This window comes from Micromonospora sp. NPDC051924 (assembly GCF_055586005.1).
In genome coordinates this window covers 1-23,819 of sequence record NZ_JBVJJA010000052.1, presented here as the reverse complement: position 1 = coordinate 23,819, position 23,819 = coordinate 1, and the positions used below count along the sequence as shown (strand labels likewise).

Genomic DNA, 23,819 nt, shown 5'->3' with positions numbered 1-23,819 from the left:
GATGAGCCGGTTCGAGACGTGGTCCGTCATTCTTTCTGGCGCCGGGATCATCATCGACCTCGTCGTCTTCGGCGCGCTCCTCATGCAACTCCGCATGCTCGCCGTGCAGATTCGCTCCGCGCAGGAGGCCACCGACAGGGATCATGACCGGCGGCGTCGGCAGGCGACGTTCGAATATCTCTCCGCCACCACCGATCCGAACGTGCCCGGCAACCTGGAGACCCTGGTCCATCAGACTGATGAGCAGTTGGCAGAAGCGCTGAGCCGACTCATCGGCGGCGACGACAACGAACTGTGGAAATTGACGACCCGGCACTTCGACAACTTTGAGCAGATCGCCGCCGGCGTTCGCCTGGGCGTCTTCGACCTTGACGTCCTGGTGAGTCTCACCGGCGATGCGGCCGCACTGATCCTGGATCGCTACCGACCCTGGGTCGATCACCTTCGGGCGTCCAGCCCACAGGTCTACGGTGAGTTGGAGTGGCTGGCGAAACAGCTACACGCCCGCTCGTCCGATCAGCCCTCCTTGCCTGGAAGCACCGCCCCCGGTCGCCGGCAAAGATCCACTAGCCTTGGTTCGTGACTGATCGATGGTCGGTGCTGACGGAGTCCGACGTGCTGGCCTGTGCCGGGACGCCCGCACAGGCCCTGCCGGCGGAGGACGTCACCTACGTGGTCGGCCCGTCGGCGACGCTGGTCATCCTGGAGGCCGGTGACCGGCCCGGCGGCAACGCGGTGCAGAGCGTCGACAGCGTGGAGCTGAAGGAGCCCTTCCCCGGCGCCGTCGACGAGCGGCTGGGTGCAGCCGAACCCCCACTGCTCGGGTTCGTCCGCGTGCCCGACGGCCATGTGCCGCTGGGACGGCTGCGGAACGCGGTGAGCCAGCACAAGCCGATCAGCATCGACGGCGGCACGTGGCCGTACGGCGGTGCCGGCGCGATCACGTGGTGCCGGCTGGAGTTGGCCGATCGCCTGCCGTTCGACGTCCTCGACCGCGTGCGGCCGACATCGCGGAAGCCGCTGCCCGGCCTCGACTGGCTCCGACTTCTGCCGCACGACCCGGTCGCCGCCGTACGCGACTTCGTGGCCGGTTGGTTCGCCGACGTTCCACCCGGCGACGACGGACTCGGCGACCAGGACCGTGTTCTCCCCGAACCGCTGCTCGCCTTCTACCGGGCCGCGGCCGGACGCCGGGAGGTGTTCGGGCTGCACAACGAGATCTGCCCGCCCGACGAAGTGGAGGACGAGGACGACGGGCGGCTGCTGTTCGGGTCGGAGAACCAGGGGGTCTTCGTGATGCTGCTGGATCCGACCGAGGCCGACCCGGTCGTCCAGTACGGCGGACTCGACGTGGCACGGGAGCGGGAGCCGCTGAGCGCGTTCCTGTTGCAGTTCCTCCTCTGCGAGGCGTCGTACTCCAGCCCGTTCACCGGCTTCGGGATCGTCACCGCGGAGCAGGCGCGGCGGCTGGTGGAACCGCTGCACCCGGTGCCGCTGCAACCCTTGAGCTGGCCGGGCGACCCCACCCGGCACCACGTCGCCGACGGCCTGGTGGTCACGACCGCCGCCCACGCGGACGGCTGGATCGAGGTGTACGCCGGCAGCCGGCAGCGGTCGGCGCTGCGCCCGCTGCGCGAGCCGGGCTTCGCCTGGGAGCGGTTCGCCGGCTGACGGCGCGCACGGGCCGCAGCCGCTGATCAGCCGACCCGGTCGAGGAAGTCCCGTGAGCGGCGTACGACCAGTGCCGTCGCGTCCGTGTCGTACGACGGCAGCGAGCTGTCGGTGAACAGGTGCTGGTCGCCCGGGTAGACGTACAGCTCGCCCCGCTCCGGCCCGACGATCTCGACCAGCTCGCGCGCGGCGTCGAGGTCGCCCTCCAGCGCGAAGAACGGATCCTTGTCCATGCCGTGGATCTGCACCGGCACCCCGTCGGGCCACGGCCCGAAGGCCCACTCGCCGGTGACCGGAATGCAGGCCTGGTAGAGCAGGGCGCCGCGAGCGCCGGCCCGGGTCTGCGCGAACCGCTGCGCCGTGGCGGCACCCGAGGAGAAGCCGGCGTACACCAGGCCCTCGGGCAGGCCGGCCACGGCCTGGTCGGCGCGTCGGGTCAGCACCTCGTCGCCGATCCGCCGGGTGAGCGCGAGGCCTTCCTCGACGGTGGCCGGTCGCTCGCCGTCGAACAGGTCGGGCGTGTGCACGGTGTGCCCGCCGGCGCGCAGTTCCTCGGCGAAGGCGCGGACTCCGTCGGTGAGCCCCTGTACGTGGTGGAACAGGACGACCTCGGTCATCTCTACACTCCTGTCATCGGACGACAGTGATCGAATGATCCAAGATTCTAGAACGGTCGAGAAATGTCGGTCAATGAGCGGATCCCGGACTACGACCTCGACGACCTGCTGGTGGTCACCGCGCCCGACCGGCTGCGGGCGCTGGCCGACCCGCTGCGCTCCACCCTCCTGGAGCTGCTGCTCGAACGGGCCGCCACGGTCGGCGAGATGGCGCAGGCGGTCGACCGGCCCAAGAGCAGCGTCGCCTACCACGTGAACCTGCTCGTCGCCGCCGGCCTGCTCAAGGTGGTGCGGACCCGGCGGGTGCGGGCCATCGAGGAGCGCTACTACGGCCGGGTCGCCCGCACGTACTACGTCGGCGTGCTCAACCGGCCGGAGGACAAGCAGGTCGTGGCCGCCATCAACGGGCTCGCGGAGGCGGCCGCCGAGTCCGCCGCGGCGCACGCGGCCGACGAGCTGCGGTGTGCGCTGGTGCACGCCCGCATCCCGATCGAGGAGGTGCGGAACTTCTGGGCGGAGGTCCAGGCGCTCGCCCGTCGCTTCACCCAGATCCCGCGGGCCGGCGACCAGGTGTACGGCTTCGCCGCCGGCCTCTATCCCACCGACGCCCCCACCCTCCCCGACGCCGGCCCCGACGACCCGTCCGGACCGCCGCCGCCGGAGATCCCCGCGTCGTGAGGTCCGTCGGCGGCCCGGCCCGTCCGGATCTCGCGCGCCGCCAGGGCGTCCACCCGCCCGGGGTACGCGGCCCGACGCGGCGTCAGCTCGCTGCCGCTCGGGCCGGCGACGGGGGCGGCAGGAAGAGGTGGCCGTGCCAGGCGCCGCGGGCGGTCCGGGCGGCGACGGTGCCCCACGCGGCCAGCAGGAGCAGGTAGAGGGCGACGGCGGCGCTACCGCAGCGGGCCCTCGCCCGGGCCGTCCGGGTCCTCGACCAGGTGGATCGCGGCTTCCTCCGCGCTGGCCCCGCCCCCGTCGATCCCGGCGTCCCAGGCGACCGACTCCGCCTCCTCGTCCTCGCCGAAGCCGCCGTCGGGGGCGACCAGGCGTCCCGTCCGCGCCTCCCGCTCGTACCCCCGGCGGGCCAGCTCGTCCTCGTCGTCGACCGGCTCGGCGTACGGATCGATGTCCGGTTCCTCCTGGGCGAGCAGTTGCGCGAGAGACTCGCCGGCCCGCTCCTCCGCCCGCGTGGTGCCGAACCGGTGCGCGGCGGTCCAGCGGTCCGCGGCGACGATGCCGGTGTCGAGGGGATCACCCACGAGGTCGTCGTCGAGGGTGTCCGAGGCGTCCAGTACGCCGTCGTCCTCGGCCACGTTCCACTCGTCCGCGACATCCGTCCGCTCGGTCTGGCTCATGGCGTTCCCTCCCTTGTCACGACCCTGTGCTCACCCCAGCCTAGGACCGTGCCGGTGCCGGCGAAACCGGGCCCGGGGGCTCGCCGCCGATCCGCGCGCCGGACGACTCAGCCACCCCGGCGTTGTCGTCGCTGCTCCGTGGGCGGCACCAGGCGCGCGGCGGCGCGGCGCAACCGCCGGCCCCCGCCGGCGAGCTTCTTCATCCGACGCCACGCCGTGCGCGCCGAGGAACCCGCACTCTCGCCGCCGTCGTCCTGTGCGGCCGGCCGCCGAGGCGGGGACGGCAGCCCCTCCACCCGCCGCGCGGTCCCGCCGACCTGGTCGGTGTCGACGGTGCGCATCACCGGCTCGATGATTTGGGGATTCCGTTCGATGGTGGTCAGGGCGCGGTCGAGGATGCCGCGCAGCCCGTCGAGCCGGACCTCGAGCATGGCCTCCGTCCGCACCCCCCGGATGTCGGCCGTCACAGTGCCCAGGCGGCCCTGCACGCCCACGTCCAGGTGCAGCAGGCTGCCCAGCCGGGCACGGAGGGACACGTGGGCGTCCAGGTCGTCGGCCTCGAGGTGGATCTCGTCGACCTGGACGTGGGGAATCTGCAGCACCACGTCCGGGTCGGCCATGGTCCTGCCGCTGTGGTGCGCCGTCGGGAGAGCCCTCCCTCGCCGGCCCGGCGGTCCGGGTCGCGTCGGGGGTCGGGACGACCCGCAGGTTGCCCGTTCGCCCGGTCGCGGTCGACCACGTGAGTCCCGCCTCAGGTGTTGGCGCCGCGTGCGGCGACGGCCCAGCGGTCGACCTCCCGGCCGCCGGACACGACGACGAACTCGTCGGCCAGGTTGACCGCGGCGCAGACGTGGTTGGGGGCCACCCGGACCACGTCCCCGTGCCGCGGGACCGGCTGGCCCTCGGCGAAGGTGACCGTGGCGTGGTGCTCGGACAGCGCGGTGATGCGGGCGTCGGGATGATCGGGCAGCCGCCCACCCCCGGTCGCCCAGGCCGGCTGGTCCGCGCCGAGGACCTTGCTGCCGGCATCGAGGATGACCCGTGACCCGGACCTGCTCACCACCGTCGCGGCGATGGTGAGGGCGACGTCCGGCCAGCCGCAGCCGCCGAGCTCGACCTGCTGCGCGTCGTTGAAGACGTAGACCCCGGGGCGCATCTCGGTCAGCCCCCGGGGGTCCGCCATGGCCGCGGTGGGCGTCGAGCCGCCGCTGCGTACCGTCGGATCGATCGCGACGGCGGTGAGCGCCGCGGCGGCCCGCTCCAGCGCGGCGGCCTCGTCGGCCGCCGCCTCGTCCCGCCGGCCCGGCGCGTAGCCGTGGCCGGGGAAGGTGAACACGCCGGCGACCCGCGCGCCGTGCCGGGCCGCCGCCAGCGCCACCTCGCCCGCCGACTCCGGCCGCACCCCGCTGCGGTGATGCCCGCTGTCGACCTCGACGAGCAGTTCGACACCGGTGCCCCGCACGGCGTCGGCGAGCAGGGCCGCGCCCTCCGGCGAGTCCACCCCGACCCGCAGCGACGCCCGCTCGGCGAGCGCGCGCAGCCGCCGGGCGCGGGCCGGCGACGCCCAGAGCGGGTACGCGATGAAGAGGTCCGTGAAACCGGCCTCGGCGAACACCTCGGCCTCGCCGATCGTGGCGACGGTCAGCCCCGCCGCGCCGGCTTCCCGCTGCCGGCGGGCGATCTGCAGGCACTTGTGGGTCTTGGCATGGGGCCGCAGCGCGATCCCGCGCGCCGCGGCGGTCGCCGCCATCGCCGTCAGGTTGCGGTCCAGCACGTCCACGTCCACGACGAGATACGGCGTACTCAGCTCAGCGGGCATGTCCGCGATCATGCCACCGCCGGTCCGGCGGTGGCCGGCGCCGGACCAGGACAGGTCGACGGTCGTCGACATCAGGTCGACGGGTCCATAGACTCCGGTCTTTCTGGTACCACGAGTCCAGGGAGGACCCACGTGTCGAGCGAAACCCGACCGCACGCCGCCCCGCCGCTGCTGACCCGCCTCGCCGGCGTGGCGGTGATCTCCGCCGCGCTGATCGCCACCGGCGGGGCCGCCGCGAACGCGGCCCCGGCCGCCCCGCAGCAGCCCACGAAGGGGCCGTGCGCGTACACGCCGACGCCGGACGAGCCCGCGGCCCGGCCGGTGCCGCTGCCGCCGGACCCCCGGCGGACGCCCGACCGCGGCACCGTCCGGGTCACGCTGCACACCAACCAGGGCCCGATCGGGCTGACCCTGGACCGGGAACAGGCGCCGTGCACCGTGCAGAGCTTCCTGCACCTGGCCCGGCACCGGTTCTACGACCGGACGCCCTGCCACCGGCTCACCGCGTACCCGACGCTGAAGGTGCTCCAGTGCGGTGACCCGTCCGGCACCGGCGAGGGCGGCCCGGGCTACCGGTACGCCGACGAGCTGCCCACCGACCTGCCGCCGGCGCCGACCGACCCGACCGGGGTTCGCCGGCTCTACGCCCGGGGCACGCTGGCCATGGCCAACGCCGGCCCGGACACCAACGGCAGCCAGTTCTTCCTGGTCCAGTCCGACTCGGCGTTGCGCCCCAACTACACCGTCTTCGGTACGGTCGACGCGGCCGGGCTGGCCACCCTGGACCGGATCGCGGCCGGCGGGATCGCCGCCACCCCGGAGGACCCGGCGCCCATCGACGGCGCGCCGGCCCTGCCGGTGGAGATCTGCCGGGCCACCCGCGGCCACTGAGACCGGCCTGCCCGGCGGGGCGGGACCACCGCCCCGCCGGGCACCGGTCCGGGTCAGTGGTGGGCGCGCGGGTCGAAGCCCTCGGGCGCCCGGTCCAGGAACGCGGTGATCTCGCTGATCCGGCCGTCCGCGTCGAACACCAGCACGTCGGTGCCGGTGGCGAAGGACTTCCCGTCACCCACCTCGATCTCCCACCGGACCCGACCCCGGTCGTGGTGGAGTTGCGGCTCGCCACGGTGCCGGAGCACCGCGTCGGTCATGTGCCCGGTGAACTGGTCGTGGAAGTCGATCAGGGCCTGCCGGCCGCTGAACACCCCGATCACGGCGTGGTACGTGACGTCGTCGGTGAACGTCTCGGTGGCCAGTTCCTGCTGCTCGTCGGGCTTGCCGGTGTTCCAGAACCGGAGGTAGCGCTCGACGGTGGCGTGGTTCGTGGACGTCATGGTGCTTCCTCTTCCTGTCGACGGTCTGCTGCGGCGGCTGCCACACCGGGAACGGTGCGCCCCGCCCCTGGGCGGTGTCGATTACCTCCGAGGTCATTGCCCTGCGTCCCCGGGCGGGCGAGGCTGGTGCCATGACCAGGACCGAACCGGTGGGCGTGTTGATCCGGCGCTGGCGGGAGCGGCGGGGCCGATCGCAGCTCGACGTGTCCGTGTCGGCCGAGCTGTCCGCCCGGCACCTGAGCTTCGTCGAGACCGGACGGGCCAACCCGAGCCGCGGCATGATCGAGCGGCTCTGCGAGGAGCTGGACGTGCCGCTGCGCGAGCGGAACGCCCTCTACCTGGCCGCCGGGTTCGCGCCGGTGCACCCCGAGCGGCCGTTCACGGATCTCGGCGCCGCCCGGGCCGCCGTCGAGGCCGTCCTCGCCGGCCACGAACCGAATCCGGCCCTGGCCGTCAACGTACGGTGGGAACTGCTGGCCGCGAACCGGGCCATGACGGCGTTCCTGCAGGGGGTGCCGGCGGAGCTGCGGACGCCGCGGGTGAACGTGCTGCGGGCGACGCTGCACCCGGACGGGCTGTCCCGGCGGATCGTCAACCTCGGACAGTGGCGGGCGCACGTGCTGCGCCGGGTCCGCCGGCAGCTGGCCCGTACCGCGGCCGAGGGCCTGGCGGAGCTGCTGGCGGAGCTGGAGAGCTACCCCGCGCCGGAGCCGGCCGGCGTCGCCGCGCCGGCCGAGGACCTGGTCGTCCCGCTGCGCCTGGCCACCGAGTACGGCGAGCTGGCGCTGCTGTACACGATGACGATGTTCGGCTCGCCCCGGGACGTGACACTCGACGAGATCTCCATCGAGACGTTCTTCCCGGCGGACGCCGCCACGGCGGAGCTGCTGCGGGCCATGTCGGCCATGGCCGCCGAGCCCGTGGCCCTGGCCGGGGCGGTGGAGAGCGGCGTGGGCTAACCGGGCACGTCGGAGTGGCCGGACAGCAGGGGGCGGCCCTCGGCGGCCCGGCGGCGCGCCTGCTTGGCCCGGTAGAGGTGCTGGTCGGCCACCCGGACCAGGGCGTCGAGGGTGTCCCCGTCGCCCGGGGCGGTGGCGGCGCCGATGCTGATGCCGGCGACCTGCCGGACCGCCGCGTCGAGCCGCGCGGCGACCGCCCGCGCGGTGCTCTGGTCCGCGTCCGCCAGGACGACGACGAACTCGTCGCCGCCGACCCGGGCGATCGTGTCCCCGGCCCGCAGCACCTCCCGCGTCGCGGCCACCACCCGGCGCAGCAGGTCGTCCCCGGCGGCGTGCCCGTACCGGTCGTTGACCAGCTTGAAGTCGTCGAGGTCCAGGCAGAGCAGGGAGGGCCCGGGACGGCAACCGTTGCGAAACAGGTGCCGGGCGAACTCCGCCAGCCCGCGTCGGTTCAACGCGCCGGTGAGCGGGTCCAGCGAGGCGAGGGCCCGCAACTGGGACCGCTGGCGGGCCAGCGCCCGGGTCTGCGTGGCGAAGACGGAGACGAGGACCAGCATGCCGGAGACGTAGACGAAGACGTACCCGGGCGGAGCCGGCCGGCCGGTGGCGACGGCGAGGTATGCCCCGACGGTGAGCACCTCCAGCCCCAGCATGAGGCGCAGTTCGGGGGTGTAGCCGGCGACGAAGACGGCCGTGGTCACGAAGCCCAGCGCGGCCGGCGACGTCACGCCGCCGTCCCAGTAGGCGCCGAACGCCGCGACGATCAGCGTGATCATCAGCAGGGTGAACGAGACGCGGTAACCGGACGCCTTCGTGGTCACCCGCGTGGCCGCCCAGGAACCGACGACCCCGGACAGCAGACCGCAGCCGTACGCCGCGAGCATCAGGCCACGGTTGGCCTGGTCGATCGTGAGCAGGCAGTAGACGACGGCGACCCCGTGCGAGACGGCGTGCAGCGCGGCGCTGAGCACCGTCCTGCGGCGGCGCTCGCGTACCCCGCTCACCACCGCACTCACCGCCACCCCGACGACCGCTCCGGTGGGACCCGATCAGTCGAATTGAATGGTGTGCATCAGGTCACAGTCAATACCCGGGCCAGGTCGGCCGCCCACTCGTCACCGAGTGTGGGCGCGGGCGTGACCCATGGTGCGTGACCTGCGGCGATTCGTCAGCTCTGCTGGTAGTTGACGGCGGCGAGGCCGCACGGGGCGTGCACGTGGAGGTAGTAGGCGCCCTCGCCGAAGTCGAGGTCGGCGCCGCCGACGAGGCCGACGTGGTCCATCGGCTGCCCGCAGTGCGCGCAGTCGGCGTGCTCGGCGTCCTGGATCCACTGGGGATGGCCGCGGCGGGCCCGGCGCCTCAGCGGGGCACGGTCACGGCCGTGACTATCAGGCCCCGGGCGACCAGCCAGCGGCCGTGCAGCTCGGTCAGCGGCCGGCCGCCGTCGGTCCGGGCGCCGTCGACCAAAATCCGGGCGGTGAAGCCGCCGGCGGCGGGGTCGATGGACAGCTCGGCGTCCTCGAAGCCGAGCCAGCGCCCGGTCAGCGGGTACCACGCCTTGTAGACCGACTCCTTGGCGCTGAACAGCAGCCGACCCCAGTGGACGGTCGGGTTGCCCCGGTCGAGGCGGCGCAGCAGCTCCGGCTCGCCGCCGACGGTCACCGTCCCGCCCACGCCCTCGGGCAGCACGTCGTGCGGTTCCGCGTCGATGCCGAGGCCGGCCAGGTCGGTGCCCCGGGCGACCGCCGCCGCCCGGTAGCCGGCGCAGTGCGTGATGCTGCCGACGACCCCCGCCGGCCACACCGGCTCCCGGCGCGGGCCGGAGCGGATCGGCCCCGGGGCGTGGTCGAGCTTGCCCAGCGCCTCCCGGGCACAGCGACGGGCGGTCACGAACTCCCGGCGGCGGGTTTCCACCGCCTTCGCGACCAGGTCCTGCTCGCCCGGGTACGGAGCCTCACCGGGAATGTCGGAGAACGCGTGGACGGTCACGACCGCCGGCGGCAGCAGGGTCTCGATCATTGCTTGCCCTCCAGGATCCGGCGCATCGGCCGCGGTTCCCCGCCCCGGCGGCGCCACTCGCGCGGGTAGCCCAGCGACACCTCCTCGAAGCGCACCCCGTCGTACTCGGTGGTGCGGGGGATGTGCAGGTGCCCGTACACGGCGGCGACCGCGCGGTGCCGGACGTGCCAGTCGGCGGTGCGCTCGGTGCCGCACCACTGGGCGAACTCCGGGTACCAGAGGATCTCGGTGGGCTGGCGGACCAGCGGCCAGTGACTGACCAGGACCGTCGGCAGGGCCGGGTCGACGGCCGCGAGCCGGCGCTCGGTCTCGGCCAGCCGGGCCCAGCACCAGGACTCCCGGTCCGGGTACGGGTCCGGGTGCAGCAGCACCTCGTCGGTGCAGACCACCCCGGCGTCGTACGCCCGGCGCAGCGACTCCTCCTTCGTGCTGGTGCCGGGGGTGCGGAAGGAGTAGTCGTAGAGCTGGAACAGCGGGGCCACCACCACCGGCCCGTCCTCGGACTGCCAGACCGGGTACTCGTCCTCCGGGGTCAGCACGCCGAGGTCACGGCACATCGCGACCAGCGCCGCATAGCGTTCCTGCCCGCGCAGGGTCACCGGGTCGGACGGGTGCGTCCACAACTCGTGGTTGCCGGGCGCCCAGATCACCTGCGCGAACCGGTCGCGGAGCAGCCGCAACGTCTCCTCGATTGCGCCGAACAACTCGGCCACGTCGCCGGCCACGATCAGCCAGTCGTCCAGCGACTCCGGGTGCAGGCGGTCGACCACCTTGCGGTTCTCCTCGTACGACACGTGGAGATCACTGACCGCGAACAGCGCACCCGTCACCCGGTCGATCCTGCCACCGGCGGTCGGTGCCTGGGTAGATCACGAGGGGCCGCCCGGGCGACGGAAACCCGACCGCTACGGGTCCGGGCAGGGGGTGAACCAGCGACTCTAGGGACGCTTGAAGGGCCGGTGGCGCGGGGGCCAGAATGGGCGGCATCGGTGTCGCGACCCCGGCGGCGGTGCAGGGCCGTACGGGCTGAAACGTCGACTCTTCACGAAAGGGACGACGGATGCACCCGATGCTGCGTCGACTCGACGACCTCGCCGCCCATCTCGCCACCCGCCCGGACACCCTCGCGCTGCTCGGCCTCGGGTCGGCCGGCGCCGAGCACGACCGCCTCGACGCCCACTCCGACCTGGACTTCTTCCTCGTCGTCGCAGACGGGGCGGTGGCCCGCTACGCCGACTCGGTCGACTGGCTGGCGGCGCCCTGCCCGGTGGCGTACAGCTTCCGCAACGAGCGGAACGGGCGGAAGGCGCTCTACGCCGACGGGATCTTCGTCGAGTACGCGGTCTTCACCGTGGACGAGTTGGCCCGGCTGCCGTTCACCGGTGCCCGGGTGGTGTGGCAGCGCCCCGACGCCCCGGCCGGGCTGGCCGAGTGCGGGCCGCCGCCCCGGCCCGCCACGCCGTACGACACCGTCGAGTTCCACCTCGGCGAGGCGCTGACCAACCTGTACGTGGGCCTGCACCGCGAGCTGCGCGGGGAGCGGCTCACCGCGTCCCGGTTCATCCAGTCGTACGCGGTGGACCGGGTGCTCGCGCTGCTGCGGCTGACCGCTTCGGAGGCGGCGGCGCACCGGCGGGACCCGTTCGACCCGAGCCGGCGGGTGGAGCGGGCGTACCCGCCGGAGATGCTGCCGCTGGCCCGGATGGTCCCCGGTTACGAGCACAACCGGGAGGCGGCCCGTGCGACGCTCGACTGGCTGGCGGCGCGGTTCCCGGTGGACCCGGTGATCGGCGACGCGATCCGGGCGCTGCTGGCTACCGACGCTCACTCCCGGTGAGCGGGCCCGACGGCAGGCCGCGACGGTCGGCGGAAGCAGCTGGGCGAGTTCCTCGCGACGCACCCCGGCAACCTACTCGCGCAGCCTCCGCCCGGCGGCCGCTACACCGGGCAGCCCGAGGGCAGGAAGCTGACCCAGACGAGACCGATCCCGAGGACGGCGAGAAGCGGTGCGAGGCCGGCCGCCACCGCGCTCAGCGCCGCCCGCCGGTCGTGCCGCTCCCGGCGGATGATGCCCACGAGCAGCCATCCGGCCAGCAGGAGCCCCGCCACAGCGCCGCGAACAAGCTGCCCACGTCGGCATCCCACTCAGCCGGCGAGCCGCGCGGCGAATCCGTCGGCGGCGCGCAGCAGCTCCCGGGCGATGCCCGGCTCCGCCGCCGAGTGCCCGGCGTCCGGCACGATCCGCAGCTCCGCCTCCGGCCAGCGCCGCGCCAGGTCGTACGCGGACGCCGGCGGGCAGCAGAGGTCGTAGCGGCCGTTGATGATGACGGCGGGCAGGTGGCGGATGCGGTCGACCTCGTCGAGGAGCTGCGTCTCGCTGCGGAGGAAGCCGCCGTGCCAGGCGTAGTGCGAGAGGATCCGGGCGATCGGCAGAGCGTGCGCGTCGGCGGTGAAGTGTTCGAGCAGGCCGGCGTCCGGCACCAGCGACGAGTTCACCGCCTCCCACCGGCCCCACGCCGCCGCGCAGGCCCGCGCCTCGGCCTCGTCCGGCCCGTGCAGCCGCCGATGGTACGCGGCCAGCACGTCGTCCCGTTCCGCCGCCGGGATCGGGGCGACGAACCGGTCCCACTCCTCGGGCTGGAGGTGGCGCAGGCCGCCCTGGTAGAACCAGTCCCGCTCGGCCCGCCGCATCAGCAGCACGCCGCGCAGGATCAGCCCGGTGACCCGGTCGGGGTGGGTCTGCGCGTACGCCAGGCCGAGGGTGACGCCCCACGACCCGCCGAACACCAGCCAGGAGTCGATCCCGAGCCGCTCGCGGATCACCTCCAGGTCGTCGACCAGGTGCCAGGTGGTGTTGCCGCGCAGGCCGCCCGGCGGGGTGCTCTGCCCCGCGCCCCGCTGGTCGAACAGCACCACCCGGTAGCGGTCCGGGTCGAAGAACCGCCGGGCCGCCGGCACGAGACCGCCACCCGGACCGCCGTGCAGGAAGACCGCCGGCACGCCGTCCGGCCGGCCCACCTCCTCCACGTACAGCTCGTGGCCGTCCCCGACGGCGACCCGGTGGGTGGCGTACGGCTCGACCGGCGGGTACAAAATCTGCTCGATGCTGCTCATGCCGAGCCATCCTGCCCGCTCGGCGCCGCCGACGCGGGGCAGCAGGTGATGCCGCTGCCGGGTTAGGTTCCCGGCGTGACCGGCGCGGGGCGGGAGGCGGATCGAGCGACGCCGAGCTGCCCGCGCTGCGGGCGGGGCGGCGTGCCGCTGCTGTACGGCCGGCCCGGCCCGGCGGCCCGGGAGGCCGCCCGGGCCGGACGGGTCGTGAACTTCGGTTGCCGGGTCCCCGCGACGCCGGCCCACTGGACCTGCCCCCGTGGCCACCGCTGGCCGGAGCCCGACCTGCGGCGTTGGGCGGCGGCGGTGGACGCGGCGCTGTCGACCGGGGACGCCTGAGAATCAGCAGGCGATGCTGCTGCCGAGGCCGTCCAGCAGGGCGTCGGCGACCCAGCCGGACACCCCGGTCGTGGTGTCCTTCAGGTAGGTCCAGCTGTAGGTGGTGTAGCCGTTGGCGGTGACCCGGTCGCCGCTGGTGAAGCAGTGGAAGTCGACGCTGTGGCTGAGCTGCCCGTAGCCCTGCGAGCCGCAGCTGGTGTGCGGACCGGTGCGGATGTTGACGTTGCTGCCGTTGAAGAGCTGGCCGTACTTGGTGTCGATGTTGGTGTGGTAGTGGTTGCAGGTCGCACTCGCCGGTCCCGCCGCACTGATCACCGCGACACCTGTGCAGCCGGCGGTCAGCGTGACGGCCGCTGCGATCGAAGAAACCTTCCGCACGTCGATCAACCCCCCGAAGTCGGAGACACACGCAAAGTGAGCAAAATATTGACATGCCTCGAGGTGCTTGGCAAGGCCCTCAGGCTGCCGGTTGCACGGCGCATGTGCGGCCAGGCGGTCCCACCTCGGCATTCGCCGGTGAGCGCCGGGCGGCGAGGGCGAACCAGAACACCGCCGGGACCAGGCAGGCGCCGGCGGTCACCACCCCGGCGCCGAGCGAGACCCGCTGCCCGACCCAGCCGGCCGGCGGTCCGCCCGCGATCTGGCCCGCCGCGTCCACCTGGGACCAGATCGAGAAGACGGTCGCCCGCGTACCCGACGAGGTGTTCGCCACCAGCCAGGCGTTGAGCACCGGCGCGGCGGCGTGCCGCAGCACCTCCGCCGCCAGGTACGCCGCGACGGCCAGCCCGATCGCCTCGGCCAACCCGAAGCAGATCACCGCGGCCGCCGCGGCCGCCTGCACGGCCACCAGCAGCAGCGCGACCCGGCGCGGGCGGGTGGCGTCCACCTGCCGGCCCAGCAGCCCGGTCAGTGGGATCGAGCCGAACGCCGCGACCATCGCGAACGCGCCCAGCCACACCGGCGGGGCCAGCGCCCCCGGCAGGGTCAGCTCGGTGACGAAGCGGGGCTGCGCCAGCCGGTCGAACCCCTCGCTGCCCAGACCGAGGAAGAGCGTCCCGGCCAGGAGGTACCCGAGGACCCGCCGGCGGCGGACCACGCCGACGCCCGCGGCCAGGTGGGCCCGCATCGAGCCGGGGGTGGCCCGCGCGCCGGCCGGCGGCGGCGACCAGCCGCGCTCCGGCATCGCCACCGCCAGCGCCACCGCGAGCGCCAGCGTGGTGGCGGCGCCGACCAGGATCGGCGCCGCCAGGTCCACCCCGGCCAGCGCGACCGCCACCGCGATGCCGAGCACGGTGCCCACCTGGGCGAGCTGCCCGGCCCGGACGAAGGCGCGGCCCACCCGGGTCACGCCGATCTCGTCGGCGGCCCAGGCCTCCACCGCGCCGTCGACGCAGACCGCCCCGACCGCCCACACCATGTTGGCGGCCAGCAGCGCGACGTAGGTGGGCACCAGGCCCCAGAGCAGCAGCCCGAGGCCCATCAGCAGGTGGCCGGCGACCACCGACAGGCGCCGGCCGTAGCGGTCGGCGATCACGCCGGTGGGCACCTGGGCGGTGAAGCACACGAGCTCCATCAGCGTGCCGACCAGGACCAGCTGCCACGGTCCCAGGCCGACCACCTGGCTCTGGTAGACCAGGTTGAGGGTGAAGGCGGCGTTGCCGGCGAAGGCGCCGACGCCGCTGAGGAGAAGAAAGAGACGGTACGCGGACACGCGTGGACTCCCGGGACGGTCAGAGCTGTCCCGGTGCCGGAGGTGCGACCCGTTCCTGGAAGGTCAGCGGCCCTGACGGGGACGTACGGCACCGGGGGAGGGAAGGCTGCGCGTCGCTGTCATGCGGTCAGCATGGTGACCGCCCCGGCACCCGTCAACGCGATTGCTCACCGGGCGAGCAGCGCCCGCAGCTCCTTCACCACCGCGGCCGGGGCCTCCTCCGCCATGAAGTGGCCGTACGACACGGGCACGTGCCGCAGGTCCGGCGCCCACGCCCGCCACCTCGCCGCGGCGTCGAAGCCCAGCGCGGATCCCCAGTCCTGCTGGAGCACGGTCACCGGCATGCGCAGCCGGTTCCCCGCCGCCCGGTCGGCCCGGTCGTGGTCGACGTCGACGCCGGCCGACGCCCGGTAGTCGGCGACGATCGAGGGGACGGCCTGCCGGCAGGCGCGCAGGTAGGCGGCCCGGACGTCGGTGGGGATCGCGTCCGGGTCGCTGGCCCAGACGTCCAGGAAGTGGCCGAAGAAGGCGTCCGGGGCGGCCCCGATCAGGCGCTCGGGCAGGCCGGGCGGCTGGGCCATCAGGTAGAGGTGGAACCCGACGGCGGCGGTGAGCCCGTGCATGACCTCCCACATGTCGAGGGTGGGCAGCACGTCGAGCGAGGCCAGGTGGGTGACCGAGTCCGGGTGGTCGAGGCCGGCGCGGATCGCCACCAGGGCCCCCCGGTCGTGCCCGGCCAGGGCGAACCGGTCATGCCCCAGCTCGCGGGCGAGGGCCACCACGTCGGCGGCCATGGTCCGCTTCGCGTACGTGGTGCCGTCGGTGTCGGCGGGCTTGTCGCTGGCCCCGTAGCCGCGCAGGTCGGGGCAGATCACGGTGTGGTCGGCGGCCAGGTCCGCGGCGACGTGCCGCCACATCAGGTGGGTCTGCGGGAAGCCGTGCAGCAGCACGATCGGGCTGCCGGTGCCGCCCACCGCGGCGTGCAGGGCGACGCCGTCGGCGACGGTGACGCGGAGCTGGTCGAATCCACTGATCATCGGTGCCACGGGAGTCCTTTCCGGGTGTGGTCGGGTCGGTGTCGACCCTGCCCGGTGCGGATGAGCAGCCGATGAGTGTCGGATGAGTGCCCCGACCGGAGCGCCGGACCGCCGGCCGGGCGCTGCCTAGAGTGGGCGAGGTGACCAGCCGGCCGAGCACAATCAGGGTGATCTTCGGCGTGCTCGGGCCGGTGGTGGCGGCCGACGACCGGGGCCCCGTACCGCTGCGGGGCGCCCGGCAGCGCGCGGTGCTGGCGCGTCTGCTGGTCGCCCGCGGCCGGGTGGTGCCGGTCGACCGGCTCATCGGCGATCTCTGGGCGGAGCCGCCCAAGGGCGCGGTCGCGGCCGTCCGGACGTTCGTGGCCGACCTGCGCCGCGCCCTGGAACCCGACCGGCCGCCCCGGCAACCGGCCCGCCTGCTGGTCACCGCTCCACCCGGGTACGCGCTGCACGCCGCCCCGGAGGCGGTCGACGCCGGCCGGTTCGAGGCGGCGGTCGGTGAGGCGGGCGAGCTGAGCTCGGCCGGCCGGGCCGGGTCCGCGCTCGCCGCCCTGGACGACGCGCTCGCCCTGTGGCGGGGCCCCGCGTACGCGGAGTTCGTCGACGAGCCCTGGGCGCGGGCGGAGATCGACCGCCTGGACGAGCTGCGGATGCTGGCCGTCGAGCGGCGGGCCGGGGCGCTGCTGGCCCTGGGGCGGGCCGCCGAGGTCGCCTCCGACCTGCGCGCCCACACCGCCGCCCACCCGTTCCGGGAGGAGGCCTGGCAGCTGCTCGCCGTCGCCCTCTACCGCTCCGGCCGGCAGGGCGACGCCCTGGCCGCGTTACGGCGGGCCCGGGCGGCCCTGGTGGAGGAGTTGGGGGTGGACCCCGGCCCCGGGCTGCGCCGGCTGGAGGCCGACATCCTCGCCCAGGCCCCGCGCCTCGAGCCGGCACCCGCCGAGCCGGCCGGCGTGGCCGCGCCGACCGGGAACGGGCGGCGTCCCTTCGTCGGGCGGGACGCCGAACTGGCCGCGCTGGCCGGGGTCGCCGAGGAGGTGGCCCGGCGCGGCCGGCCGGCCCTCGCCCTGGTCTCCGGGGACGCCGGCGCCGGTAAGACCGCGTTCGTCGAGGCGTTCAGCGACCGGCTCGTCGAGGCGGGCTGGACCGGCGCGTGGGGGCGGGTTCCCGAGTACGAGGGCGCTCCCGCCGCCTGGCCGTGGACGCAGATCAGCGCCGCCCTGCCCGGACCGCACGGCGTGCCGCCCACCGAGGCCGCCGAGGACCCGGCCGCGGCGCGGTACCGGCTGCACCGGGCCGCCGCGACCCTGCTGGCCACGGCGGCCCGGCGGTCGCCGGTGCTGGTGGTCGTCGACGACCTGCACCGGGCCGACGAGGACACGCTCGACCTGCTGACCGCCCTGTTCACCGGCCCGGAGCCGGTCACCGGGCCGGTGCTGGCGGTCGGCACGTACCGGGCCACCGGGATCACCCCGGAGCTGACCTCGGCCCTCGCCCGGCTCGCCGGCACCGAACCCCTGCGGGTCTACCTGAGCGGGCTGTCCGAGGCCGAGACCGCCGAACTGGTCCGGGCCGTCGTCGACGCGGACCCGGCCACCGTGCGGTCGCTGCACCGGCGCAGCGGCGGCAACCCGTTCTTCGTCCGGGAACTGGCCCGCCTGCTCGCCGTCGCGGGCGACGCCGCGCTGGACACCGTCCCGGCCGGCGTGCGGGACGTCATCCGGCACCGCCTGGCGCAACTGCCCGAAGCCACCCGGGCCGTGCTGCGGCAGGCCGCCGTGATCGGCCGGGACGTCGATGCCGACGTGCTGGCCGCCCTGGTCGGCGAGGACGCCATGCTCGATGCCGTGGACCGGGCCGCGCAGGCCGGCTTCCTCACCCCGGACGGCACCCGGTTCAGCCACATCCTGGTCCGTGACACCCTCTACGCCGACGTGTCGGCGCCGCGCCGGGCCCGCTGGCACGCCGCCGTCGCGGCGGCGCTCGAACGGCTCCGGCCGGACGACGTCACCGCCCTCGCCCACCACTTCGGGCAGGCCGCCGGCCGGCCCGCCACGACCGCGACGGCCCGCTACGCCCGCCAGGCCGCCGAACGGGCCGAGCGCCGGCACCGCCCGCACGAGGCGGCGAGGCTCTGGCAGCAGACCGCCACCGCCCTGGACCGGGCCGGCGGGGACGACGTACGCGGACGGCTGGCCGCGCTCGTCGGCTGGGGCCGGAACCTCGCCGTCACCGGCCACCTGGACCGGACCCGGCGGCTGCGGGCCGACGCCCTCGCCACGGCCGAGCGGCTCGCCGACCGCGCGCTGACCGCCGACGTGCTGGCCGCCTTCGACGTGCCGGCCGTGTGGACCCGCAACGACGACGAGGAGCTGTCCCGGCGGATCGTCGACGCGGCCGAACGGGCCCTCGTCGCGCTCCCGGCCGACCAGGCGGAACGCCGCAGTCGGCTGCTCAGCACCCTCGCCCTCGAACTGCGCGGCGACCCCACCGGCCGGGGCCGGCGGGCGGCGGCCGAGGCGGAGACGATCGCCCGACGCGTCGGCGAGCCGGCGCTGCTGGCCTTCGCCCTCAACGCGCGGTTCATGCACGCCTTCGGTCGGGCCGGTCTGGCCCTCGAACGGGCCGGAATCGGCGCGGAACTGGTCGACCTGGCCGCCCGGCACCACCTGGTGACCTTCGAGGTGCTGGGGCACCTCATCGTGCTCCAGGCGCACTGCGCCCGTGCGGACCTGGTCACCGCCGACGCGCACGCGGCCGCCGCCGACCGGCTCGCCGAGCGGTACGAGTTGCCTCTCGTCGGCGTCTTCACCGCCTGGTACGGCGCGCTGCGCCTCGCCGTCGAGGGACGCCGGGCGGAGGCCGAGGTCGCGTACCGGGCGGCAGCCGTGCGGCTGGACGGCGGCGAGATGCCCGGCATGGCGGCGGGACTGCTGCCGTTCGCGCTGCTCTGCCTGCGACTGTCCAGCGACGACGACCCCCGGCCGGCGTTGACCGAGGGCACCGACTGGGGCCCGTACGAGCCGTGGGTGCGCCCCCTGGGGGCGTTAGCCGGCGGCCGCCGGGACGAGGCGGCCGAGGCGCTGCGGTCGCTTCCGGGGTCACCGCACGACCTGCTGCGCGAGGCGCGGCTCTGCGTCGCCGCCCGCGCGGCGCTCGCCCTGGACGACCGCGCCACGATGGCCCGGCTGCACGGCGAGCTGCTGCCCGCCGCCGACGAGCTGGCCGGCGCCGGCAGCGGCGTGCTCACCGCCGGCCCGGTCGCCCGGTACCTCGGTGACCTGGCCGCCGTGTTGCGCCACGGCTGAAGACCTGGTGCGGCCCTGCGGAAGCAATTTTACCCGTGGGTGATTCGCGGCGGTATCCGTCGCCCTCGGTCCTGGCACTGTGCTGCGTCACCTGGGGCGTACCGGGATGGCTGCTGCTCGGTGGCGTCTTCCTCGCGGTGGGACTGGCGATGCCCGCCGTGGTGCGCTGGGCGGAGCGGGTCGGGCCGGCCCGCCGGACGGAGCCGGAGCTGGTCGCCGGGAGGGTGTGACGGCGGCAGTGCCCGTCCGGTCACCCGGAGACCCGCCGGAGCGGGATGATGACGGGGCGGACGGCGGAGCGGAGACCACGATGAGCACGGTGCGGGCGTTCTGGGTCGACGAGCAGGGCGACCGGGAACGGGGCGCCGCCGGGCACGGTCGGTACGAGGCCGAGGTGTCCGGCCGGCTGGCCGACTTCGCCGAGACGTGGGGCGACATCGCCCCGGTGACCTTCGCGGTGACCGCCTGGCGGCTGGCCGCCACCCTCGACTCGCCCTACGTGCGCTGGCACCGACGGGTCGTCTCCGCGACCTGCGCCCGCAGCCCCTGGGACGGCAGCCTCACCTGCGCGGTCACCCTGGTCTCCCGCTGGCCGGCCGAGCTGACCTGGAGCCGGCAGTGGCAGCGGGACCGGGGCTGGCGGGACTGGCCGGAGGTGTTCGGCCAGTTCGTCACGCCGGCCGAACGCGACCTGACCCGTACCCCGCACCTGCGGGCCACCCTCCAGGTGGAGGCGCCGCTCCCGCTGGACGACCTGCCGCCGGCGCCGGACGGACCCGGCGACGGGGTGCCCGCCGCCGCCCGCCGGGCCGTCATGGTGCTCGCCCGTGAGCTGGACGCGTTGCTCGCACCGTTGATCGGGCAGCTCGACGCCGGGGTGCCGGCCGGCTCCTGACCGGCGCTCGTCTAACGCCGGCCAGGAGTCGTGCCGTCAGGCGTTGGCCGGGACCCCGCCGTCCGGGCCGCCGGTCGGCTCGCCGGTGGTCTCCGCCTCGGAGGCGGTGCGCGGCGCCGGCGTCCGCACCGCGAACGCGTTGAAGCTCGGGCCGTCCAGCGCCGGCCGCTCGGGGACCGGCTGCAGAGCGGGCCGCTCCGCAGCGGCGGGGACGGCGTGCCGCTCCGCCCGCGCGGGGACGGCGTGCCGCTCCGCCGGCGCGGGGACGGCGGGCCGCTCCACGGGCGCGGCGACCACCGGCTCGTCCAGCGCCCGCGCCGCCACCGTCGGGTACTCGGCGGTCTCCCCGCCGCCGGCGGCCGCTGCCATGACCGCCGCGGCGGCGAGATCGGCAACCCGCTTCGCCTCGCGCTGCACCCGGGCCCGGGTCTCCTTGGCGTGCTGCTCGGCCAGGTCCGCCGCCCGCCGCGCGTCCTCCAGCCGCCTCGTCTCGGCGGTCAGGTCCCGGCGTACCTCGACGAGGCGTTCCTCCAGCGCGGCGCCGGCCTGCTCGATCGTCCCGATCTCCTGCCGGGCCCGCTCCAGCTCCTCGGCGACGGTGTCCAGCTCGGCCTGGAGCTGCGCGAGGGTCTCCTGCCGCTGCTGGATCTCCTGCTGCACTGTGGACAGTTGCTCCTGGTGGGCCGCGGTCTCCTCGTCGGCCCGCTCGCGGACCTCGGTGGCGTACTCCTGGGCCTCGGCGACCAGGGCGGCGATGTCCCGCTCGGCGGCGCTGGCCCGGTCGGCCAGCTCCTGCTCGGCGGCGGCCCGCCGCTCGTCCAGCTCGCGGGCCATGGTGGCCTGCCACTGGGCCAGCTCCTGCTGGGCCTTGCTCCGGTTCGCCTGCACCTCCTGCTGGATCTGGGTGCGGGCGGCCTTCACCAGCGCCTCCGACGCCGAGCGGGCCTGCTCGACCTGCTGGGTGCTCTGCTCGGCGATCCGCTTCGCCTCCTGCTGCGCCCGGTCGTGGGTGGCCTGCCCCTCCGCGCGCAGCTTCTCCGCCAGCTCCCGGATCGCGGTCAGCTCCGCCTGCGCGGCGGTGCGCCGCTCCTCGTCCGCCCGCTCCGCCTCGGCGCGGCGGGTGGACAGCTCCTCGTCCAGCTCCCGGCGCTCCCGGGCGGCCTCCTCCTCGGCCGTGGCCAGCACCTTCTCGGCCTGGGCCTGGACGTCGGCGGCGCGCTTGCCGGCGGCCTCGGTGATCTGCCCCGCCTGCCGCTCGGCCAGGTCGAGGATCTGGTCGACCATCGGACCGAGGTCGCGGAAGGACGCCCGGTCCACCGCCGACGGCCGCTGCCGCAGCTCGGCCGTCTCGGCCTGGACCCGCTGCAGCTGCGCGGTCAGCTCCCGCGCCTGCGCGTACGCCCGGTCCCGGTCGGCCGCCATCGCGGACAGGTCCCGGTCCAGCTGTTCGACGTACCGGTCGACCTGGCGCTTCTCGTAGCCACGCAACGCCGTCTCGAACCTCGGCCGTCCCCCGTCGTCGTGGGGTGCGAACGGTTCCTCGCCGTTGGACATTCGCCATCCTCCGTCGGTTCGCCAGCGCCAGGCCGGCGGATGACCGCCCCGCAGGGCATGATGAGGCGCAACGGTACCGCCGTCGGCGCGCGGGTCCCAGCCCCACCCCGGTCCTCGGCGGATCCGGACCGGCCCGGGAGGGCTGCACAGCGGGTCAGACCGGGAAGTAAGGGTTCCCAGCGGTGAGCCGGACGGTGAAGCCCTCGTCGTCCCGGTGCAGCACCACATGGTTGCAGGACTGGTGGCTGATCCACAGCCCGAGCCCGCCGGCCGCGCCGTCGCCCGCGGGCAACAGACCGGCGTACGGGTCCTTTGCGCCGTCGCCGCGGTCCTGCACGGTCACCACGATCCGGTCCGGTCCGCTCCACAGGCGTACCCGGGTCGGGGGCAGGCCGTGCCGCTGCGCGTTGGTGACCATCTCGCTGACCGCCACCATCAGGTCCTCGACGTCGTCGGCCGGGACCTGGCCCCGGTCGGCGGCCTGGACGGCGGCGCGGGCCTCGGCCGGGGTCGGGTCGGTCAGCTCGACCAGCGGGGCCGTCCGCTGCACCGGGTCGAGCAGCATCGATCGCGGCTCGGTCAGGAAGCGGACCGGCTCGGTGTAGACGCCGATGGGCAGGTGACCGCCGTCCCGCCGGGCCTCGCGCGGGTGCGTGCGCGCCACGTCCGCCAGCACCTCCGGCGAGGCGATCCGGGTGTCATACGCGCACATGCTCCAGAGTGGGAAGTCGTCGTACGCGTGGTTGATCGCCGACTCGTAGCGCGCCCACCAGTCCCAGGTCGCGCCGAGGGTCTGCGGGGGCAGCTCGCCGACGATCCGGATCTGCGCCGCGCCGTCGGCGACGTACCCGGCCAGCAGCTTCCGGTAGGCCCGGATCGCGGCGGTCGGTCGGGCGTAGACGTCGCCGCCGGGCAGGAAGGTCACGCCGGAGTCGGCGGGCAGGGCGCGGCGGACCAGTTCGGCGTTGCGCGCGCCGAAGCCCACCACCGCCGGTTCGCCCGCCTCGACCCCGCCGAGCAGGAACGGCACCACCACGGCGAGCAGGTGCTCGTCGGAGTCGAAGAAGATCGCCTCGTGGTAGTAGCCGACGTGGCCGGCCGCGGCACCCGTTCTCATCTCGCGACCTCCACCCGGACCTCGGCGAGGTCCAGCAGCTCGACCAGGCGGCCGGCGGTGGACTGGCCGGTGCGCAGCACGGCGGTGGCGTCGTGCCGCCGGGCGTGGTCGCGCAGGTGCAGCAGGCTGCGGTGGTCGACGAAGCGCAGCGCGGTCGCGTCGACCACCAGCCGGCCGTCCGCCGGTCGTGGATCGGCCCGGTCCAGCGCGTCGGCGAAGAGCCGGTGGTTGGACGGGTCCAGCTCGCCGCCGAGCGCTACGACCGCCTCGCCGACCGTAGCGTGCAGCCGGAACAGCACGGCCGCGTTGGTCTCCGGGTGCAGGCAGGCCAGCTCCGCGATCGCCGCGTCGCCCAGCTCGCGCCGGTCGTACGCGCAGACCGCCGACATCGGCCGGCGCCGCATGTAGCGGTCGATGAGGTGCTCGTAGCGGGCGAACGCGTCCCGCTGGGCGGGCGTGCGGACCAGCGTGGTCGCGTCGGCCACCACCCGCAGCCCGGTGTGGCCGGCGGCGAGGGCCTCCGTCGTGGCGGCGTCGTACGCCCGGACCTGGGCCTGCGGGTCGATGACCTCGTCGGAGCGGTACATCTGCTCGACGGAGAGGAGGCGCAGCGCACCCCGGCGCAGCGCGGCGTCGCGGCCGGGCAGCCGGTCCAGGCGGCCGGCCAACTCGTCCTGGCTGCCCGCGGCGATCAGGGCGACCCGCTCGCCGGCCGCGAGCCCGGCGGCCAGGAACGGCACCGCCCGGGATTCGAGCCCGGCGGGATCGTCGTACGCCAGGCAGACGTGACCATACGCCGTGGACGGCGCGATCCCATTGGTCACCTGGTCTGCCTCATGCGGCCAGTCTATGCCGGCCCGGCGGAACTGCCACGCCGGCCGCTGCCGGGGGGGGGGGGGGGGGGGGGGGGGGGGGGGGGGGGGGGGGGGGGGGGGGGGGGGGGGGGGGGGGGGGGGGGGGGGGGGGGGGGGGGGGGGGG

Annotated in this window: 26 protein-coding genes; 10 read left to right on the top strand and 16 right to left on the bottom strand. The window is 75.0% G+C overall.

Annotated elements, in window-relative coordinates; genetic code table 11:
• The first annotated feature begins 1 nt into the window (after position 1).
• A complete protein-coding gene (locus tag ACZ6S5_RS29635) occupies positions 2 to 583 on the top strand; it encodes a DUF4760 domain-containing protein (RefSeq protein ID WP_466005519.1) in 582 nt (193 codons plus the stop codon).
• Positions 580 to 1,671, top strand: coding sequence for a hypothetical protein (locus tag ACZ6S5_RS29630; RefSeq protein WP_466005518.1), 1,092 nt, complete (start codon positions 580 to 582; stop codon positions 1,669 to 1,671). The genes ACZ6S5_RS29635 and ACZ6S5_RS29630 overlap by 4 nt, the downstream gene beginning before the upstream one ends.
• A 26-nt stretch (positions 1,672 to 1,697) precedes the next feature.
• On the opposite strand, the gene ACZ6S5_RS29625 is transcribed toward ACZ6S5_RS29630, so the two are convergent.
• Entirely contained in the window at positions 1,698 to 2,288 is a 591-nt protein-coding gene (locus ACZ6S5_RS29625; RefSeq protein WP_466005517.1) for a dienelactone hydrolase family protein, read from the bottom strand.
• A 63-nt stretch (positions 2,289 to 2,351) separates the two neighbouring features.
• Between ACZ6S5_RS29625 and ACZ6S5_RS29620 the strand changes: the two genes are divergently transcribed.
• The gene (locus tag ACZ6S5_RS29620) at positions 2,352 to 2,966 is read left to right on the top strand and encodes a helix-turn-helix domain-containing protein (protein WP_466005516.1); all 615 of its coding nucleotides are present in this window, start codon (positions 2,352 to 2,354) and stop codon (positions 2,964 to 2,966) included.
• 212 nt (positions 2,967 to 3,178) lie between these two features.
• Here the strand turns inward: ACZ6S5_RS29620 and ACZ6S5_RS29615 are convergent, their stop codons facing one another.
• The 3 genes from ACZ6S5_RS29615 to ACZ6S5_RS29605 form a co-directional block, all read right to left on the bottom strand.
• Positions 3,179 to 3,640 (bottom strand): DUF5709 domain-containing protein, encoded by a 462-nt coding sequence (locus tag ACZ6S5_RS29615; RefSeq protein WP_466005515.1) that lies wholly within the window; start codon positions 3,638 to 3,640, stop codon positions 3,179 to 3,181.
• A 107-nt stretch (positions 3,641 to 3,747) separates the two neighbouring features.
• Positions 3,748 to 4,260 (bottom strand): hypothetical protein, encoded by a 513-nt coding sequence (locus ACZ6S5_RS29610; protein ID WP_466005514.1) that lies wholly within the window; start codon positions 4,258 to 4,260, stop codon positions 3,748 to 3,750.
• A 131-nt stretch (positions 4,261 to 4,391) separates the two neighbouring features.
• Positions 4,392 to 5,531 (bottom strand): alanine racemase, encoded by a 1,140-nt coding sequence (locus ACZ6S5_RS29605; protein WP_466005513.1) that lies wholly within the window; start codon positions 5,529 to 5,531, stop codon positions 4,392 to 4,394.
• 60 nt (positions 5,532 to 5,591) lie between these two features.
• On the opposite strand from ACZ6S5_RS29605, the gene ACZ6S5_RS29600 reads away from it, so the two are divergent.
• The gene (locus tag ACZ6S5_RS29600) at positions 5,592 to 6,350 is read left to right on the top strand and encodes a peptidylprolyl isomerase (RefSeq protein ID WP_466005512.1); all 759 of its coding nucleotides are present in this window, start codon (positions 5,592 to 5,594) and stop codon (positions 6,348 to 6,350) included.
• 53 nt (positions 6,351 to 6,403) lie between these two features.
• On the opposite strand, the gene ACZ6S5_RS29595 is transcribed toward ACZ6S5_RS29600, so the two are convergent.
• Entirely contained in the window at positions 6,404 to 6,793 is a 390-nt protein-coding gene (locus tag ACZ6S5_RS29595) for a nuclear transport factor 2 family protein (RefSeq protein ID WP_466005511.1), read from the bottom strand.
• Between the two features lie 131 nt (positions 6,794 to 6,924).
• Here ACZ6S5_RS29595 and ACZ6S5_RS29590 point away from each other — a divergent pair, with 131 nt between their 5' ends.
• Positions 6,925 to 7,752 (top strand): MmyB family transcriptional regulator, encoded by an 828-nt coding sequence (locus ACZ6S5_RS29590; RefSeq protein WP_466005510.1) that lies wholly within the window; start codon positions 6,925 to 6,927, stop codon positions 7,750 to 7,752.
• Here ACZ6S5_RS29590 and ACZ6S5_RS29585 read toward each other — a convergent pair.
• The 3 genes from ACZ6S5_RS29585 to ACZ6S5_RS29575 all read right to left on the bottom strand — a co-directional run bounded on the left by ACZ6S5_RS29585 (position 7,749) and on the right by ACZ6S5_RS29575 (position 10,601).
• Positions 7,749 to 8,768 carry a GGDEF domain-containing protein gene (locus ACZ6S5_RS29585; RefSeq protein ID WP_466005509.1) on the bottom strand — a complete coding sequence of 340 codons (1,020 nt, stop codon included), beginning with the start codon at positions 8,766 to 8,768 and terminating at the stop codon, positions 7,749 to 7,751. The two genes, ACZ6S5_RS29590 and ACZ6S5_RS29585, sit on opposite strands and share 4 nt — an antisense overlap.
• A 343-nt stretch (positions 8,769 to 9,111) precedes the next feature.
• On the bottom strand, positions 9,112 to 9,771 hold the full coding sequence (locus tag ACZ6S5_RS29580) for a 4'-phosphopantetheinyl transferase family protein (protein ID WP_466005508.1): 660 nt from the start codon (positions 9,769 to 9,771) through the stop codon (positions 9,112 to 9,114).
• On the bottom strand, positions 9,768 to 10,601 hold the full coding sequence (locus ACZ6S5_RS29575; protein ID WP_466005507.1) for a metallophosphoesterase family protein: 834 nt from the start codon (positions 10,599 to 10,601) through the stop codon (positions 9,768 to 9,770). The genes ACZ6S5_RS29580 and ACZ6S5_RS29575 overlap by 4 nt, the downstream gene beginning before the upstream one ends.
• Positions 10,602 to 10,840: 239 nt before the next feature.
• Here ACZ6S5_RS29575 and ACZ6S5_RS29570 point away from each other — a divergent pair, with 239 nt between their 5' ends.
• The gene (locus ACZ6S5_RS29570) at positions 10,841 to 11,608 is read left to right on the top strand and encodes a hypothetical protein (RefSeq protein ID WP_466005506.1); all 768 of its coding nucleotides are present in this window, start codon (positions 10,841 to 10,843) and stop codon (positions 11,606 to 11,608) included.
• A gap of 101 nt (positions 11,609 to 11,709) precedes the next feature.
• On the opposite strand, the gene ACZ6S5_RS29565 is transcribed toward ACZ6S5_RS29570, so the two are convergent.
• Both ACZ6S5_RS29565 and pip read right to left on the bottom strand, forming a co-directional pair.
• Entirely contained in the window at positions 11,710 to 11,880 is a 171-nt protein-coding gene (locus ACZ6S5_RS29565) for a hypothetical protein (protein ID WP_466005505.1), read from the bottom strand.
• Positions 11,881 to 11,916: 36 nt separating this feature from the next.
• Positions 11,917 to 12,885: a prolyl aminopeptidase gene (gene pip / locus ACZ6S5_RS29560; RefSeq protein WP_466005504.1), complete on the bottom strand. Its 969-nt coding sequence runs from the start codon at positions 12,883 to 12,885 to the stop codon at positions 11,917 to 11,919.
• Positions 12,886 to 12,960: 75 nt separating this feature from the next.
• Here pip and ACZ6S5_RS29555 point away from each other — a divergent pair, with 75 nt between their 5' ends.
• Positions 12,961 to 13,221 carry a hypothetical protein gene (locus ACZ6S5_RS29555; protein ID WP_466005503.1) on the top strand — a complete coding sequence of 87 codons (261 nt, stop codon included), beginning with the start codon at positions 12,961 to 12,963 and terminating at the stop codon, positions 13,219 to 13,221.
• Positions 13,222 to 13,224: 3 nt separating this feature from the next.
• On the opposite strand, the gene ACZ6S5_RS29550 is transcribed toward ACZ6S5_RS29555, so the two are convergent.
• From ACZ6S5_RS29550 to ACZ6S5_RS29540, 3 genes are all read right to left on the bottom strand, one after another.
• A complete protein-coding gene (locus tag ACZ6S5_RS29550) occupies positions 13,225 to 13,536 on the bottom strand; it encodes a hypothetical protein (RefSeq protein WP_466005502.1) in 312 nt (103 codons plus the stop codon).
• Between the two features lie 142 nt (positions 13,537 to 13,678).
• Positions 13,679 to 14,932, bottom strand: coding sequence for an MFS transporter (locus ACZ6S5_RS29545; protein WP_466005501.1), 1,254 nt, complete (start codon positions 14,930 to 14,932; stop codon positions 13,679 to 13,681).
• 167 nt (positions 14,933 to 15,099) lie between these two features.
• Positions 15,100 to 15,969, bottom strand: a complete 870-nt coding sequence (locus ACZ6S5_RS29540) for an alpha/beta fold hydrolase (protein ID WP_466005500.1) — start codon at positions 15,967 to 15,969, stop codon at positions 15,100 to 15,102.
• A gap of 140 nt (positions 15,970 to 16,109) precedes the next feature.
• Between ACZ6S5_RS29540 and ACZ6S5_RS29535 the strand changes: the two genes are divergently transcribed.
• From ACZ6S5_RS29535 to ACZ6S5_RS29525, 3 genes are all read left to right on the top strand, one after another.
• The gene (locus ACZ6S5_RS29535; protein ID WP_466005499.1) at positions 16,110 to 19,274 is read left to right on the top strand and encodes a BTAD domain-containing putative transcriptional regulator; all 3,165 of its coding nucleotides are present in this window, start codon (positions 16,110 to 16,112) and stop codon (positions 19,272 to 19,274) included.
• Positions 19,275 to 19,309: 35 nt separating this feature from the next.
• A complete protein-coding gene (locus ACZ6S5_RS29530) occupies positions 19,310 to 19,504 on the top strand; it encodes a hypothetical protein (RefSeq protein ID WP_466005498.1) in 195 nt (64 codons plus the stop codon).
• Between the two features lie 80 nt (positions 19,505 to 19,584).
• Positions 19,585 to 20,169, top strand: a complete 585-nt coding sequence (locus tag ACZ6S5_RS29525) for a hypothetical protein (RefSeq protein WP_466005497.1) — start codon at positions 19,585 to 19,587, stop codon at positions 20,167 to 20,169.
• A 36-nt stretch (positions 20,170 to 20,205) separates the two neighbouring features.
• On the opposite strand, the gene ACZ6S5_RS29520 is transcribed toward ACZ6S5_RS29525, so the two are convergent.
• The 3 genes from ACZ6S5_RS29520 to ACZ6S5_RS29510 form a co-directional block, all read right to left on the bottom strand.
• Positions 20,206 to 21,723: a hypothetical protein gene (locus ACZ6S5_RS29520; protein WP_466005496.1), complete on the bottom strand. Its 1,518-nt coding sequence runs from the start codon at positions 21,721 to 21,723 to the stop codon at positions 20,206 to 20,208.
• Between the two features lie 154 nt (positions 21,724 to 21,877).
• Positions 21,878 to 22,840 (bottom strand): anti-sigma factor RsbA family regulatory protein, encoded by a 963-nt coding sequence (locus ACZ6S5_RS29515; protein WP_466005495.1) that lies wholly within the window; start codon positions 22,838 to 22,840, stop codon positions 21,878 to 21,880.
• On the bottom strand, positions 22,837 to 23,664 hold the full coding sequence (locus ACZ6S5_RS29510) for an MEDS domain-containing protein (RefSeq protein WP_466005494.1): 828 nt from the start codon (positions 23,662 to 23,664) through the stop codon (positions 22,837 to 22,839). The genes ACZ6S5_RS29515 and ACZ6S5_RS29510 overlap by 4 nt, the downstream gene beginning before the upstream one ends.
• Positions 23,665 to 23,819: the final 155 nt, after the last annotated feature.